The 15,564-nt window shown below is 69.3% G+C and carries 12 protein-coding genes and 1 tRNA gene; 4 read left to right on the forward strand and 9 right to left on the reverse strand.

Going from position 1 to position 15,564, the window contains the following annotated elements; genetic code table 11:
• Window positions 1-171 precede the first annotated feature (171 nt).
• Complete coding sequence (locus CXP56_RS02735) at window positions 172-1,134, reverse strand: pirin family protein (RefSeq protein WP_028847610.1); 963 nt, start codon at window positions 1,132-1,134, stop codon at window positions 172-174.
• Window positions 1,135-1,160: 26 nt separating this feature from the next.
• Between CXP56_RS02735 and CXP56_RS02740 the strand changes: the two genes are divergently transcribed.
• Window positions 1,161-1,514, forward strand: a complete 354-nt coding sequence (locus tag CXP56_RS02740) for a GNAT family N-acetyltransferase (protein ID WP_051310151.1) — start codon at window positions 1,161-1,163, stop codon at window positions 1,512-1,514.
• Here CXP56_RS02740 and CXP56_RS02745 read toward each other — a convergent pair.
• The 4 genes from CXP56_RS02745 to CXP56_RS02760 form a co-directional block, all read right to left on the reverse strand.
• A complete protein-coding gene (locus tag CXP56_RS02745) occupies window positions 1,427-2,581 on the reverse strand; it encodes an LLM class flavin-dependent oxidoreductase (RefSeq protein WP_084609188.1) in 1,155 nt (384 codons plus the stop codon). The two genes, CXP56_RS02740 and CXP56_RS02745, sit on opposite strands and share 88 nt — an antisense overlap.
• Window positions 2,582-2,725: 144 nt before the next feature.
• Window positions 2,726-3,697: a non-homologous end joining protein Ku gene (gene ku / locus CXP56_RS02750; RefSeq protein WP_286899669.1), complete on the reverse strand. Its 972-nt coding sequence runs from the start codon at window positions 3,695-3,697 to the stop codon at window positions 2,726-2,728.
• A gap of 156 nt (window positions 3,698-3,853) precedes the next feature.
• The gene (locus tag CXP56_RS02755; protein ID WP_028847608.1) at window positions 3,854-4,054 is read right to left on the reverse strand and encodes a cold-shock protein; all 201 of its coding nucleotides are present in this window, start codon (window positions 4,052-4,054) and stop codon (window positions 3,854-3,856) included.
• A gap of 575 nt (window positions 4,055-4,629) precedes the next feature.
• A tRNA-Leu gene (locus tag CXP56_RS02760) sits at window positions 4,630-4,703 on the reverse strand.
• Between the two features lie 185 nt (window positions 4,704-4,888).
• Between CXP56_RS02760 and CXP56_RS02765 the strand changes: the two genes are divergently transcribed.
• Window positions 4,889-6,343, forward strand: coding sequence for a flavin-containing monooxygenase (locus tag CXP56_RS02765; RefSeq protein ID WP_038045002.1), 1,455 nt, complete (start codon window positions 4,889-4,891; stop codon window positions 6,341-6,343).
• 191 nt (window positions 6,344-6,534) lie between these two features.
• Here CXP56_RS02765 and CXP56_RS02770 read toward each other — a convergent pair whose 3' ends face one another.
• Window positions 6,535-7,866 (reverse strand): NAD(P)/FAD-dependent oxidoreductase, encoded by a 1,332-nt coding sequence (locus tag CXP56_RS02770; protein WP_028847606.1) that lies wholly within the window; start codon window positions 7,864-7,866, stop codon window positions 6,535-6,537.
• Window positions 7,867-7,930: 64 nt separating this feature from the next.
• On the reverse strand, window positions 7,931-8,635 hold the full coding sequence (locus tag CXP56_RS02775) for a uracil-DNA glycosylase (RefSeq protein ID WP_286899672.1): 705 nt from the start codon (window positions 8,633-8,635) through the stop codon (window positions 7,931-7,933).
• Window positions 8,636-8,666: 31 nt separating this feature from the next.
• Between CXP56_RS02775 and CXP56_RS02780 the strand changes: the two genes are divergently transcribed.
• Both CXP56_RS02780 and CXP56_RS02785 read left to right on the forward strand, forming a co-directional pair.
• Window positions 8,667-10,163, forward strand: coding sequence for a S10 family peptidase (locus CXP56_RS02780; RefSeq protein WP_028847604.1), 1,497 nt, complete (start codon window positions 8,667-8,669; stop codon window positions 10,161-10,163).
• A 179-nt stretch (window positions 10,164-10,342) separates the two neighbouring features.
• Window positions 10,343-11,632 (forward strand): MFS transporter, encoded by a 1,290-nt coding sequence (locus CXP56_RS02785; protein WP_286899718.1) that lies wholly within the window; start codon window positions 10,343-10,345, stop codon window positions 11,630-11,632.
• Window positions 11,633-11,988: 356 nt separating this feature from the next.
• Here the strand turns inward: CXP56_RS02785 and CXP56_RS02790 are convergent, their stop codons facing one another.
• On the reverse strand, window positions 11,989-13,737 hold the full coding sequence (locus CXP56_RS02790) for a S8 family serine peptidase (RefSeq protein WP_028847602.1): 1,749 nt from the start codon (window positions 13,735-13,737) through the stop codon (window positions 11,989-11,991).
• An 818-nt stretch (window positions 13,738-14,555) separates the two neighbouring features.
• Window positions 14,556-15,512, reverse strand: coding sequence for a Ppx/GppA phosphatase family protein (locus CXP56_RS02795; protein WP_286899676.1), 957 nt, complete (start codon window positions 15,510-15,512; stop codon window positions 14,556-14,558).
• Between the last annotated feature and the right edge of the window lie 52 nt (window positions 15,513-15,564).

Below are 15,564 nucleotides of genomic sequence, written 5' to 3' on the forward strand. Positions count from 1 at the left end.
CCCTCGGCCACACGCCGGCTGGCCGGAGTCTGCCGTCCTCTCGCGTCGAGCCGGCGGCGATCGGCCAGGTCTGCCGTCAGCGGTCGGCAGCGCGCGAGCGGCCTGGCCGCCACGCGACCGCCGAACGTCCGCCCTCGTTACGGGCGACCATGCACAGCGGCGCCGGGTGGATCAGGTGGGGTTGCGCCTCGGTTTGATCACCACGTTCGGCAATGGCGGCGCAGGTAGGCGGCTGGGCTCGCCCCGATAACCGTCGACCCGGCCGAAGCGCTCGGACCCGGCTTCCCAGTCCGCCCGGTACTCGACGATTTCGTCGTGGCTGCGGGCGACGAAGTTCCACCACATGACGATCTCGTCCCCGAACGGAGGCCCGCCCAGGACCAGCATCCGCGCCGGAGCGTCGTCACCCGCGCGGAGCTCGACGCTTGCGCGCCGTGGCGCAAGGTAGGCGAGCTCCGCTTCTTTCACCGGGGTGCCCGCGACCGTGACGGCACCTTGGTCGAGCAGGACGCCGTGCTCGAAGGTCTCGTCCAGCGGCAGCTCGAACGTCGTGCCGGGATCCAGCACCAGTTCCGCGCCGAGCAGCGGAGTGAAGGTCCGCACCGGAGAGCTCGCCACCCCGGGCACCGATCCCAGGAACACGCGCGCGACGGCACCATTCGCCCGCACCGGCTCGGGCACGTGGAACTGCAGGTCACGCGGGGCATGGCGGGCGGAATCCGGCAGCGCCACCCACAGCTGGACACCGTGCAGGATCTCGCCGCTCCGCGTGGAGACCTCGGAGTGGCTGATGCCGTGTCCGCCCGTCATCAGGTTCAGCTCACCGGGCCGGACGAACTGATGGTGCCCGCCGCTGTCGCGATGCTCGATCTCCCCGTCGAACAGCCAGCTCACGGTCTGCAGCCCGGTGTGCGGGTGAGGCGGGACGATCATCGGCGTGGTGTCCGGCCCGTAGTGGTCGGCGAAGCACCAGGCGCCGATCAGCGTGCGAGCGCGTTGCGGGAGCGTGCGGCGCACCAGCAGCGCCCGCGGGCCACCGAGAGGAACCTCACGCGCGGTGAGGATCTGCACGCCTGCACCCTGGGCACCCTCTGCGCAGGTGACCTCGGGCGGGCGGCTCTCGGTGTTGCTCATCGTCATCCCATCGTAGGCTCGGCGCCATGGACTCCACGGCCGCGACGGTGACCGACAACCCGGACAAGCGTCGTTTCGAGCTGACCGCCGACGGCCGGCTCGCCGGGTTCGCCGAGTACCGCCTCGATGCGGACACCATCACGTTCATCCACACCGAAGTCGACCAGGCGTTCAGCGGCCGCGGACTGGGCAGCGTGCTGGCGCGCGGGGCGTTGGACGACGCACGCAGGCGGGGCCTGCGCGTGGTCGCCGAGTGCCCGTTCATCCGCGGGTGGATCGCCAAGCACCCGGACTACTCGGACCTGGTGTCCGGCTCGGCGCCGGAACCGGCCGCCGGCTCCGCGGACTCCGCCGATCCGGATCCGGCCTCCGGACGCTGATTCCGCTTGGCCACCCTAGGGTGCACCGGGGCCTCCGGGACGTGCGCGGGCCGCAGCGCGTCGAACTCCTTGCGCAGCACCGGGATGACCTCTTCGCCCAGGATGTCCAGCTGCTCCAACACGGTCTTCAACGGCAGGCCGGCGTGGTCGGCGAGGAACAACTGCCGCTGGTAGTCGCCGAAGTGCTCGCGGAAGGTCATCGTCCGGTCGATGACCTGCTGCGGGCTGCCCACGGTCAGCGGCGTGGTCTCCATGAACTCCTCCAGTGACGGCCCGCCGCCGTAGACCGGGGCGTGGTCGAAGTACGGGCGGAACTCCCGGATGGCGTCCTGGGAGTTCTTCCGGATGAACACCTGGCCGCCGAGGCCGACGATGGCTTGGTCGGCCGAGCCGTGGCCGTGGTGCTCGTACCGCTCCCGGTACAGCCCGACCAGCCGCTGGAAGTGCTCCTTCGGCCAGAAGATGTGGTTGGCGAAGAAGCCGTCGCCGTAGTAGGCGGCCACCTCGGCGATCTCCGGGCTGCGAATGGAGCCGTGCCAGACGAACGGTGGCACGCCGTCGAGCGGGCGCGGCGTGGAGGTGAACCCGTACAGCGGGGTGCGGAACTTGCCCTCCCAGTCCACGACGTCCTCGCGCCACAGCCGGTGCAGCAGCCCGTAGTTCTCGATCGCCAGCGGAATGCCCTGGCGGATGTCCTTGCCGAACCACGGGTAGACCGGGGCGGTGTTGCCGCGGCCCATCATCAGGTCGACCCGGCCGTCGGCCAGGTGCTGCAGCATCGCGTAGTCCTCGGCGATCTTCACCGGGTCGTTGGTGGTGATCAACGTGGTCGCGGTGGACAGGATCAGCCGCTCGGTGCGGGCCGCGATGTAACCGAGCATGGTGGTCGGCGACGACGGCACGAACGGCGGATTGTGGTGCTCTCCGGTCGCGAAGACGTCCAGGCCGACCTCCTCGGCCTTGAGCGCGATGGTGACCATCGCCTTGATCCGTTCCTCCTCGGTGGGCGTCCGCCCGGTGGTCGGATCCGGAGTCACATCGCCGACGCTGAAGATGCCGAACTGCATCGCGCCTCCCGTAGTCGCATGTTGCGTTGACGCAACCGGCGTACCGGCCACGATATTCCGCCCCGGCGGGGCAGGTCCGGCCACGCCGCCGAGTGGCCCGGCGAGCACGGCCCGGGATCCGGCCGCAGGCAGGGCGGGAACGGATCAGGCGGCCCGCCCGGCCTTCTTCTCCGCGCGGCGGATGGCCTTGCGCAGCTCGGCGGCCGTCATCGTGGACCGGCCGGCGATGCCGAGCTTCCTGGCCAGCTTCACCAGGTCGGTCTTCGACGCCTCGTCGAGATCGGGCTTCCTGCCACTCCCCTTACCGGATTTCGTGGCCTTGCCGGAGGCACCCTTGCCCTTGGCCTGCGCCACGCTGCGCTGCAGGACGTCCATCAGACTGGACACCTCGGTGGGCTCGGCGGGCTCGGGCGCGGGCTCCGGCTTCTTGCCCGCCTTCTTGTCCGCCACCAGCTTCTCCACCCGCTCGGTGTAGGTGTCGCGGTAGTCCTGCGGCCGCCACGGCGCTTCCATCGCCTCGATCAGCGCCACCGCCATGTCCAGCTGCTTGCCCTTGCCCGGCCGTTTGCCGAGATCGACGTCCAGCACGTCCGCGGGATCACGGATCTCGTCCGCGAAGTACAAGGTGTCCAGGGCGAGGACACCCCGGTCGGCACGCACCGCGGTGAGGTACTGCTTGTTGCGCATCACGAACTGGGCGATGCCGACGCGGTTGGTGCGGGCCATGGCCGCGGCCAACAGCCGGTACGGGTTCACGCTGCCCTCGCCGCTCGGCCCGAGCCAATAGGTGGTGCGGAAGTGGACGGGATCGATCTCGTCCAGGGCGACGAACGACTCGATCTCGATGGAACGGGAGCGCCCGGGGGCGATGTCGGCCAGCTCGTCCGGCTCCACCACGACGTATTCACCGTCGCCGACCTCGCGTCCTTTGACGATGTCGTCGAAGCCGACGTCGTCGCCGGTGCGCTCGTTGACCCGCCGATACCGGATGCGGTCGTTGGTGCCGCGCTGGAGCTGATGGAAATGGACGGTGTGATCGTCGACGGCGCTGTAGAGCGCCACCGGGATGCTCACCAATCCGAAGGTGATCGATCCACGCCACACCGGCCGAGCCATGCTGCCTCCTCGCTGCTTGCGCAGCTGACTACCCCGCACGAGGCCACCCCACACGACGACCGGAAGCGCGCGAGTGGCCAGCACGCGACAACGCCGCCGACCGGAAGGGCTCGGCGGCGTTGTCGGCCGATGGCAAGGTCGGACGTTGCCCGGCTGTCACAGCCTGCGCACGCGGCTGGCCTGGGGGTCCTTGTGCCCTTGCGCCAGCTCGAATTCGACGCGCTGGTTCTCCTCCAGGCTGCGGTAGCCGTTGCCTTCGATGGCCGAGAAGTGCACGTACACGTCGCTGCCGTCTTCCGCGGCGATGAAGCCGAAACCCTTTTCGGCGTTGAACCACTGCACGGTTCCGCGGGGCATTCGCCATCCCTTCAGGGTCGCACTCGTTCCGCACCGTGACGGTGCGGCTACTGAACACTTTCCCTGCGAGGCGAACGACGTCGCCCACGGGGTGGGCCAACGGCGCAGGGGCCTGTTTACTTCCCATCCTGCCGTCGGCAGGCCCTACGTCGCACGTCTCAGTACCGTCAGGAGGAGCGTCGCACGGCTCAGCGCCGTCAGGAGGACTCGGACATCTCCGCGCGGCTGCGGAGCCGGTTGCCCCGCACCAGGGAACGCGGAGCTGGTCACCCCACGCCACCAGAGACAGAGGGCTGGACATCTCCACGCGGCTGCGAAGCTGGCGCGCGCGGTCAATGACCAACAGCACGAGGGCCACGGCACCCGCGACGATCGCCGCCATCACCGCCGATCGGGAGCGGGGAAATCGGCGGCGTCCACGGTGACCGGCGCGTCGGCCGCGCTCACCACGAAAACGATGCCGCCGACGCCGCAGTGGCCGTTGAGTTTCGCCTCCGCCTGCGGGCCATTCTGCGCCGCGGACGCCCCCGGTCCGCCGAACAGGTTCCCGGCCGAAATCGGCTCGAGTGCTTTCGTGCCCCCGACGGGACTCGAACCCGCACTCGATCGGTTTTAAGCCGACTGCCTCTGCCAATTGGGCTACGGGGGCGAAAAAAGCCTATCGCGCCGCAGCTGGCGGCTTCCGGTCCGCGGACGGCCCATGCGGGCGCGCTTTCCCGTGGCGGCGGGCAGTCGCGCTGACCAACGCCGGCGTGCTCCCCAGTGACCGGCCGGAGCGGGGGTGACGATCGAGACACATCCGCCGTCTTATACAAGCGTGTAAAATCTGTCCGCATGGTGGCGCAGCACACAGACGTCCTCATCATCGGCGCGGGCCTGTCCGGGGTCGGAGCGGCCTGTCACTTGCGCCGGGAGCTGCCCGAGATCACGTTCACCATCCTGGAGCGGCGCGACTCGATCGGCGGCACCTGGGACCTGTTCCGTTATCCGGGGGTGCGGTCCGACTCGGACATGTACACCCTCGGCTACCGGTTCAAGCCGTGGCCGGGACAGAAGGCCATCGCCGACGGGCCGTCGATCCTGCGCTACGTCCGCAAGACCGCGTCGGAATACGGCATCGACCGGCACATCCGCTTCGGGCACCGGGTGGTGGCCGCCGAGTGGTCCAGCGACGACGCCGTCTGGCGGGTCACCGCCGAGCACGAGGGCGAGAAGGTGCAGTTCACCTGCAACTTCCTGTGGTCGTGCAGCGGCTATTACGACTACGACAGCGGCTACACGCCGCAGTTCGAGGGCGTCGAGGACTTCACCGGCACGGTGGTCCACCCGCAGCATTGGCCGGAGGACCTGGACTACGCGGGCAAGCGGGTCGTGGTGATCGGCAGCGGGGCCACGGCCGTGACGCTGGTGCCCGCCATGGCGCTCGGCGAGAACGCCGCCGAGCACGTCACGATGCTGCAGCGCTCACCGACCTACATCGTCACCGCACCGTCCCAGGACCCGCTGGCCACGCTGCTGCGCAGGTTCCTGCCCGACAAGGCGGCCTACGTCGTCAACCGCTGGCGCAACATCCTGGTGCAGACCGGTCTCTACCAGCTCAGCCGCCGCCGACCGCAGCTGGTGCGCAGACTGCTCAAGCGCATGGCCGCCCGCCAGCTCCCGCCGGGCTACGACGTCGACACGCACTTCTCGCCCAGCTACGACCCGTGGGATCAGCGCATGTGCCTGGTCCCCGACGGCGACCTGTTCAAGGCCATCCGGTCCGGCAAGGCGGACGTGGTCACCGACCACATCGACCGGTTCACCGAGAAGGGCATCCGGCTGCGGTCCGGTGTCGAGCTGCCCGCGGACATCATCGTCACCGCCACCGGGCTGAAGCTGCTGGCGTTCGGCGGCATGACGCTGACCGTGGACGGCAAACCGGTCGAGCTGTCCGACCGCATGGCCTACAAGGGCATCATGCTGTCCGGGGTGCCGAACTTCGCCTACATCATCGGCTACACCAACGCCTCGTGGACGCTGAAAGCCGACCTGGCCTGCGAATACGTCTGCCGGGTGCTGCGGCACATGCGCACCCGCGGCCACCAGCGGTGCGAACCGGTACCCGAGCCGGACGTTCACCCCGAGCCGTTCATCGACCTCAAGGCCGGCTACGTGCTGCGGTCGCTGCACGAGCTGCCCAAGCAGGGCGACCGGACGCCGTGGCGGCTGCGGCAGAACTACCTGCGGGACATCCCGGAGCTGCGGCACAGCCCGGTGGAGGACGGCGTGCTGACGTTCAGCCGCTGACCTCCGGCCGGCACGCCGCTCCCTCCACGCCGCGGAGATCCGTCAATCGTTCCAGAGCGACGGCATGGCCAGTGGAGGCCTGCTCGCAGGTGGCGCGAACGGCACGCCCGGTCGACGCTCTCACGCGGCGTCGACGTCTGCCTCCGTAGCGGTGTCCCCGCTCTTCGTGACCGCCGCCTGCTCGCGAACTTCTAGATGTCCGGCTTGCTGGCCCGCTGGAACTCCGCGAGCGGGTCGTGCAGCTGGCCCAGCGACAGGATGTCCCGCCGGAACAGCCCGCCGAGCAGCCAGTCGAACGTGATCCGGACCTTCCGGTTGAACGTCGGCATGGCCTTGACGTGGTACGCCCGGTGCATGGCCCACGCCGGCCAGCCCTTGAGCTTGAAACCCAGCGTGTCGGCGACGCCCTTGCCCAGCCCGAGGCTGGCCACCGAGCCCAGGTTCTTGTGGCGGTAGTCCTTCAGCTCCTTGCCGCGCATCCACCGGATCACGTTCTTGGCCAGGTGCCGCGCCTGCCGCACCGCGTGCTGGGCGTTGGGCGGGCAGACCGCGTTCGAGTCCTCCTCGATCCTGGACAGATCGGGAACGCCCGCGCAGTCGCCTGCCGCCCACACCTCCGGCATGTCCACCACCTGCAGCGTGGCGTGCGTCCGCACCCGGCGCCGGTCGTCCAGCGGAAGGTCCGAGTTCTTCAGCACCGGGTTGGCCTTCACGCCCGCGGTCCACACGATGGTGTCCGACTCGAACTCGGTGCCGTCGGAGAGCACCACGCGGCCGTTCTCGAACGACTTGGCCAGCGTCGACAAGTACACCTCGACACCGCGCTTCTCCAGCGCCCGCACCGTGTAGGCGCCCAGCGTCGGGCGCACCTCGGGCAGGATCCGGTCGGCGGCGTCGACGAGCACCCACCGCAGGTCCTTCTCGTCGATCGTCTCGTAGAACCGGCAGGCGTAGCGGGCCATGTCCTCCAGCTCGCCGAGCGCCTCGACGCCCGCGAACCCGCCGCCGACGAACGTGAAGGTGAGCTTTCTCCGCCGCACCTCCGGGTCGGTCGTGCTGGCCGCCTGGTCCATGCGCGAGATCACATGATTGCGCAGCCAGATGGCCTCACCGATGCTCTTGAAGCCGATTCCCTCCTCGGCCAGGCCGGGAACCGGCAGCAGACGGGCGACCGAGCCGAGCGCCACGATCAAAATGTCGTAACCCAGCTTCTTGGTCTCGCCCGCCGCGGTTTCCACGGTGACCGCGCGATCGGCGTGCCGGATTTCCTGCACGCGCCCGTTGAGCACATGGCATCGCCGCAGCACCTGCCGCAGCGGGACCACCACGTGCCGCGGTTCGATCGATCCGGCGGCTGCCTCCGGCAGGAACGGCTGGTAGGTCATGTGCGGTTGCGGATCGACCACGGTCACCGACGCCTCGTTGGCGCGCAGCCTGCGCTGCAGACCCAGCGCGGCATACAGTCCGACGTAGCCTCCGCCCAGGATCAAAATGCGTTTCGGTCCAGCCTTCTTGGCAGCCATGCCACTATCGTCGCACTCCCCCTGTCCGCGCGCCGCCGGAACGGGGGCCGAATGATCGCGTGCGTCACAGTCGGGCAACCGATTTCGCCCGGCGTAACACGTCTTTGATCATTTCCGGCGTAAGTTTTCCGGTGAAAGTGTTCTGTTGCGAAACGTGATAGCAACCGAACAAACGTAGTCCGTCGATGTCGTATTCGACACCGTGTCCAAATCGTGGACGGGGACGGGGCACCTGCCAGCCCGCCGGCGCCAGCGCGCTCAGCGTGGCCTGCCAGCCGAACCCGCCCAGCACCACGATCGCCCGCAGGGTCGGGGCGAGCAGCTCCAACTCACGTACCAGCCACTGACGGCAGGTGTCCCGTTCCGCCGGGGTGGGTTTGTTGGCCGGCGGAGCGCACCGGACCGGGGCGGTGATGCGCACGCCGAACAACTCCAACCCGTCACCGGCGTGCGTGCTGGTCGGTTGGGAGGCCAGGCCGACGTCGTACAGGGCGGCATAGAGAACGTCACCGGAACGGTCCCCGGTGAACATCCGGCCGGTGCGGTTGGCACCGTGCGCCGCTGGTGCCAGACCGATGATGGCCAGCGCGGCGTCCGCGGGTCCGAAACCCGGCACCGGCCGTCCCCAGTACTCCTGGCGGGCGAACGCTGCCCGTTTGGTGCGCGCGACCTCCTCGCGCCACGCGACCAGGCGCGGACACGCCCTGCAGTGCGTCACCGCCTGGTCGAGCTCCCCGATGCTGGTCGCGTGCACGCCGAATTCGATCACTTCCCCAGTGTGGACGCTTTAGTGTTGCGGCATGACATCCCCTGCCGACGAAACCCGACCCGAGGAGACATCGACGACCGAGACCACCGGCCAGCCCGAGGAACCCGTCGACGAGCTGGTCACCACGCACCACACGCTCGAACTGCCCACCGGCCCGCTGCGGTACACCGCCCAAGCCGGGCGCGTGGTGCTGCGCAAAGAGGTGTTCACCGACGGCAAGTCCGAGGGGTTGAAGCCGGTCGCGGCGATCTTCCTCACCAGCTACACCGTGGACGACGCCGACCCGACCCGGCGGCCCGTCGTGTTCGCGTTCAACGGCGGGCCGGGCACCTCGAGCGCCTGGCTGCACCTCGGGCTGCTCGGACCGCGCCGGGTGGTCTCCGGTGACGTCGGCGCCATGGAACCTCCGCCGTACGGGCTCACCGACAACCTGGAGACCCTGCTGGCCCACGCCGACCTGGTGTTCGTCGACCCGGTGTCGACCGGCTACTCGCGCCCGGTGAAGGGCGAACCGGACAAGGACTTCCACGGCTTCACCGGCGACATCGAGTCGGTCGGCGAGCTGATCCGACTGTGGATCTCCCGCAACGGCCGCTGGCTGTCGCCGAAGTTCCTGGCCGGCGAGTCCTACGGCACACTGCGCGCCTCCGCGCTGGCCGAGCATCTGCAGACCCGCTTCGGCCTCTACCTCAACGGGCTGATCCTGATCTCGGCGGCGCTGGACCTCGGCACGCTGATCGCCGACGGCCACAACGACCGCCCGTACCCGCTGTTCGTCCCGACGTACGCGGCGATCGCCCACTACCACGGCCTGCACGGCGACCGCCCGCTGGCCGACGTGCTGCGCGAAGCCGAGGAATTCGCCTCCCGGGAGTACCCGTGGGCGCTGGCTCAAGGTGCCCGGCTGTCCGCCGAGGAACGCGCCGACATCGCCGCCAAGCTCGCCCGGCTGACCGGCCTGTCCGCCGATTACATCGACCGGGCCAACCTGCGCATCGAGCACATCCGGTTCTTCACCGAGCTGCTGCGCAGCCGGCGCAAGGTGGTCGGCAGGCTGGACGCCCGCTTCACCGGGCCGGAGGCCGACTACGCACGGGAGCGGTTCAGCTCCGACCCCACGATGGACGCGCTGCTCGGCCCGTATGCCGCGGCGTTGAATCACTACGTACGCGCGGAGCTGAACTACCACAGCGACCTGCCGTACGAGGTGATCAACCTGCGGGTCAATGCGAAGTGGTCGTACGCCGAGTTCGAGGGCAAGCACATCAGCGTGGTGGACCGGCTGTCCGCGGCCATGCGCGCCAATCCGCACCTGAAGCTGCACGTCTCGTTCGGCTACACCGACGGCGCCACCCCGTACTTCGCCGCCGAGCACAGCCTGGCCCAGCTGGCCATTCCCGACGAGCTGCACCAGAACATCGAGCGGGCGTACTACCCCGCCGGGCACATGATGTACGTACACGACGAGACCCGCGTCCAGCAGGCCGCCGATCTCGCCGCCTTCGTCCGGAGCGCGTCGAACCGGTAGCCCGATCACGCACAGCACACCCGAGGGCCGCGTTGCGAGCGTCAACGCGGCCCTCGGCATGCCCTATTCCCGCAGCTCATGAGGGCTTCCCCACATACCGTTAGCCAAGGTAATGAGCTAAACTAACTATGTCTCGTCACGCTACGCTGTCAGGAGGCGAATCCACCCCAGTGCGTCAGATGTTCCGCTCGCTGCGGCACCGTGACTACCGGCTCTACTGGTCGGGAATGTTCGTGTCCAACGCCGGAACGTGGATGCAACGGGTCGCCCAGGACTGGCTGGTGCTCGTCACCCTCGGCGGTGGCGCAACGGCCGTCGGCATCACCACCGGGCTGCAATTCCTTCCCTTCCTGCTGGCCGCGCCGTTCGGCGGGGTACTGGCCGACCGGCTGCCGAAGCGGCAGCTGCTGATCGCCACCAACGGCTTTCTCGGCCTGGTCGCCCTCGTCCTCGGTGTGCTGGTGGTGTCCGGCCAAGCCGAGATCTGGCACGTCTACGTGCTGGCTTTCCTGCTCGGCGTCGGGACGGCATTCGACAACCCCGCACGGCAAGCGTTCGTGTCCGAGCTCGTCGGCCAGGAGGACATCACCAACGCCGTCGCGCTCAACAGCGCTTCGTTCAACGGAGCCCGGCTGCTCGGGCCCGCGGTCGCCGGTGTGCTGATCGCGGTGCTCGGCCCCGGTCCGGTGTTCCTGCTCAACGGCCTGTCGTTCGCCGCCCCGATCATCGCGCTGCTGCTGATCAAGCCGTCGGACGTCCCGAGCGATGCCACTTCCGACGACCGCGACGGCCCGCTGGCCAGGATGGCCGCCGGTGTCCGCTACCTGCGCGGCCGCCGCGACTTGGTCATGGTCATGGTCGTGATGTTCGGTGTCGGCACGTTCGGCATGAACTTCCAGATGACGAACGCGCTGATGGCGGCCGACGTCTACCACCGCGGCCCCAGCGCGTACGGCCTGCTCGGCACCATCATGGCCATCGGAACGCTGTCCGGCGCGCTGCTGGCCGCCCGGCGCAAGGCGCCCCGCCTGCGGGTCGTCCTCACCGGCGCGGTGTCGTTCGGCGTGCTGGAGGCGGCATCCGGCCTGATGCCGTCGTACGAACTGTTCGCGGCCGCCCTCGTGCCCATCGGTGTGCTCACCATGACCGTGCTGACCTCGGCCAACGCCTACATCCAGACCACCGTGCCCGCGGCCATGCGCGGCCGGGTGCTGTCGCTGTACCTGATGCTGCTGATGGGCGGGACCCCGGTGGGCGCGCCGATCATCGGCTGGGTGGCCGGCGAGCTGGGCGCCCGCTGGTCGCTGCTGGGCGGTGGCGCGCTGACCGTGGCGTTCACCGTGGCGGCTTACCTGGCGTTGAACACGCGCCCGGAGCCCGGTGTGCGGGCTTTGCTCGTCCATGCCCACCTGCGTCCGCTGCACACCGCCGCGAGAACGCGGTCCGACGCTCCCAAGGTGGCCGCTTGACCGGCATCCGCGAACCGGCCGCCTGACACCCACGAAGCAAGGGCCCGAGCCGCCACGCTCGGGCCCTTGCGCATGCTCGAACCCCTGAGGCCACGTGGGCTCGTGCCCGGGTCGGGTCCGGTTCGCATCGGCGACGGCGCGCGAAGTCGCCGGACACCCATGGCCCGGCTCCGCTCAGCATTCGTCGCCCCGCGGCAGGACATCTCGACGCCGTGGCCTCCCAGCTCCTGCCGCACAGTTCCCGATTGGCGAACGGGAGGCCCCGCCCAGCGGCGGCGCCGCTGTGGCGGCAACAAAGCAGAGCCCTCCGGACGGGAAGTCCGAAGGGCTCTGCCCATGGGGTGGAGTGATGGGGGTCAGTTGTTCAGGTAGGACGCGCCGTGGCGGACCGCGCCGTAGGCGTCGACGACACCGTGGCCGTAGAAGCCGTTGAACTCCCAGCCACCCTCACAGGTCGCGGTCCAGGTCTCGTCGCGACCCTCGTTGATGTAGTCGACCGTGCGCGGAACCGGGCACGGAGTGGCGATCGCGGTGCCTTCCAGGACCGCACGCACCTTCTCCGGCTCCAGGCCGAAGTCGGCGCCCTCACCGGAGCCGTACTGCGACACGATCAGCGCGGCCACGCCCGCGGCATGCGGGGAAGCCATCGACGTGCCCTGCAGCGGCTGGTAGTAGGCGTACTCGCCGTCCTCGGTCTCGACACGCTGGACGCCCCACGCTTCGCCGAGCTCGGTGATGTTGCCGTCCTCGTCGATCGCGCCCTCGGCCAGCGCCACGTTCTTCGGGTACGCGGACAGAATCAGGTTGTCGTTCTGCGCGAAGTCGGGCGTGCCGTAGTAGTCACGGTAGTAACCACCGGGCGCGGACACCGAGATCCGCTCCAGGCCGTAGCTGGAGTAGTCCGCCTTCTTCTTCGACGGGCCGAGCGCCGACACGTTGATCACGTTCGGGCCCTCGGTGGGCATGCTCAGGCAGGTGTCGTTGTCGATCTCGCGCGTCTTGGCGACACCCGACGGGAAGTTCGGGCTCGAGGTGTCCGGAAGCGGGTTGCCGCTGTCCTCGTGCTGGTTGCCCAGCGCCGACACCAGGGTCACGCCCTTGCTGTGCGCGTACTCCAGCGCACGGGTGACCGCTTCCTTGATGGTGCGCTGCGCCGCCTGCTCCTCCGGCGAGTCCTCCGGGTGAGCGTCGCAGTTGTACAGCCACGGGTCGACGTAGAAGCTCATGTTCACCACGTCGATGCCGTGGTCGCCGGCGTAGGTCAGCGCGTCCACCACCGGCTGGACGAAGAAGTAGCCGGCGTCCATGCCTGCCCGCAGGTTGACCAGGGTGACGTCCGGAGCCACGCCGGAGATACCGAGGTCGTTGGCCGCGGCGGCGATGATGCCCGCGACATGCGTGCCGTGCCCGTTGTCGTCGTGGTCGGCCGGGTCGACACAGCCGCGGAACTCACACGGGCCGTCCACCGGCACGCCGTTCGGATCGGTCGGCATGTCCACGGTGAAGTTGCGCGACAGGTCCTTGTCGAAGTTCGGGGCGATGTCCGGGTGCGAGCCGTCCACACCGGTGTCGATCACGCCGACCAGGACCCGCTTGTCGCCGGAAGTGACGTCACGCGCCAGGTCCGCGCGCACCATCTTCAGGCCCCACAGCTGGTCGTCCAGCGGGTCCATGGTGGACCGCTTGCTGCCCTGCTTGGCGGCCCGGTTGGTGCCCTTCCGCTGCTTGGCCTTGCTGTTGCGGTGCTCGGTCTCGATGCTCTTGAGCTGCTTGGCCTTCTTCTGCAGCTTCGGCGCGACGCCGATCGCCCTGGCCTTGGTCGCGCCGTAGACCGCGTCGTCCTTGGTCACCGCGGCCGTGAAGCCCTTCTCCGGCGCCCGGACCGTCAGCAGCCCGACGGCCTTGTTGGCCTTGACCACGGTGCCGCCCGCCGCTTCCACCGCCTCGGCCACTTCGTCGAGGTCGGCGCCACGCTCGGCGAGCACGTTGAACTCGACGGTCTTTCCGGACACTGCCGGAGCCGCCATCGCGGGCACGGCCACCGCCGCGGTTCCCCCGGCGAGGGCCGCCGCCACCGCGGCGACGATCAACTTCCGTTTGTTCATCCGTTCCTCCGCCCTGTATGGGATGGGGTGAACTTAGTGCACTCTGCGCCGGAATGTGGGGACTTTGCCACGATCGACGTGAGCCATTCGGAGTAGTGGAAACCTGATCGTTAGCGCCGGCAAGCGAATGTCCAGGTCAGCCGACCGAGTGTCACTCACACGTGGCGGCGGGACGGCCCGTCGTCGAGCCGGACGTCTGAAGGGGAAGCGGATTTCGCCAGCCTGACTTCCCCGGAAACGGACCGGAGGGCACTCGCCAGGCAGCCGGGCGCGGCGGCTCGGCAGGGGCGGCCTAGGCCGGACCACCCCAGCCAACCGCGCCGCCACCACGACGGCGCAGCCCGACCGACTGCACCGGCCTAGCGCGGCTACGCCAACACGCCATCGACCCGGCTGGTCCAGGCAGGCGCACCGCCACGGCGCCAGCACATCCCCAGCGGAGCTACGCCACTCAGGCACCGCACCGCAGCCGTACCACCCCACGAGCCAGCACCACCACCCACGCACGCACCCCCACCACAACCGCACACCCCCAGCCGACCCACACCACTCACGAACGTGTCACGGCCACGACGCACTACCGACCTAGCTGCACAAACCAAGCGCGCCGCGACGGTGACAACCCCGGCCTAGCTGCCTGAGCCAGGCAGCCTGTGACGCAGCCGGTGATCAGTGCACGACACGGCCGCGTCTCACCCGCGTGACGGCCAATGAAAGCGGCGCGCCTGCAGACGTCCAGCGCAAAGCTGCGCAAGCCACGACATGTCCCGCGAAGAAGCCGAACGCTTCCCTCCCGGCCCCACTGCGCGGGACAGGCGTCAGTCGGCCAGGCTGAGAGCGATTCCGTCGAGGATGTCGTGCTCGCTGACGTGCAGGTCGACCGGCCCGCCGCGCTCGGCGAGCATTTGCCCGATCGTGTGCACCACCAGGGCACCCCCACCGATGACGTCCACCCGCCCGGCGTGGATCACCGGATTGGCCGCGCGCTCTTCGTGGCTTTGCGCAAGCAGCTCGTTGGTGACGCGCTCCAGCTCCCCGGGCGTCAGCGTGGACTGATGGATCCTGTCGCGGTCGTAGCTGGGCAGCCCCTGAGCCACACCGGAGAGCGTGGTGACCGTCCCCGCGACACCGATCCAGCGCCGGGCTCGCGACACGTCCACGGCGTCGAACGCTTCCGTCAGGACCTTGCGGGCGAACTCGCGACCTGCGGCGATCTCCTCGGCTGTCGGCGGGTCGGACTTCAGCACCCGCTCGGTGATCCGCACACACCCGACGTCGACCGATTTGGCCGCGAGGACCTTCGCCTCGCGCCCGTCCCACTCGCCGAGAACCAGCTCGGTCGAACCACCGCCCACGTCGACCACCAGGAACGGCCCGTCGTCCGGGTCCTGATCGGCGACCGCGCCGGTGAACGACAACCGCGCTTCCATGTCCCCGCTGATCACCTCGGCCCGGACGCCGAGGGTTTCCTCGGTCATGGCGAAGAAGTCCTCGCGGTTGCCGGCATCACGGGTGGCGGAGGTAGCCACCATGCGGATGCGCTCGACGCCCTTACGCCGCGCGGCGACGGTGTAGGCAGCAAGCGCCTGCCGGGTGCGCTCGATGGCCTCGGGCGCGAGCCGGCCGGTGGCATCCACGCCCTGGCCGAGCCGCACGATGCGCATCTCCCGGTGCAGGTCGCGCACGTACCAGGTGCCGTCGAAATTGGGCATGAGCTCCGCGACCAGCAAGCGGATGGAGTTCGTCCCACAGTCGATCGCGGCAACCCTGGTCATGGGCTCAGCCTAACGGTCGCCCGCGGCGCCACGGCGGCAGGGAACGAGCTTT

The sequence above is a fragment of the Thermocrispum sp. genome, from assembly GCF_002919275.1.
GTDB lineage: Bacteria > Actinomycetota > Actinomycetes > Mycobacteriales > Pseudonocardiaceae > Thermocrispum > Thermocrispum agreste.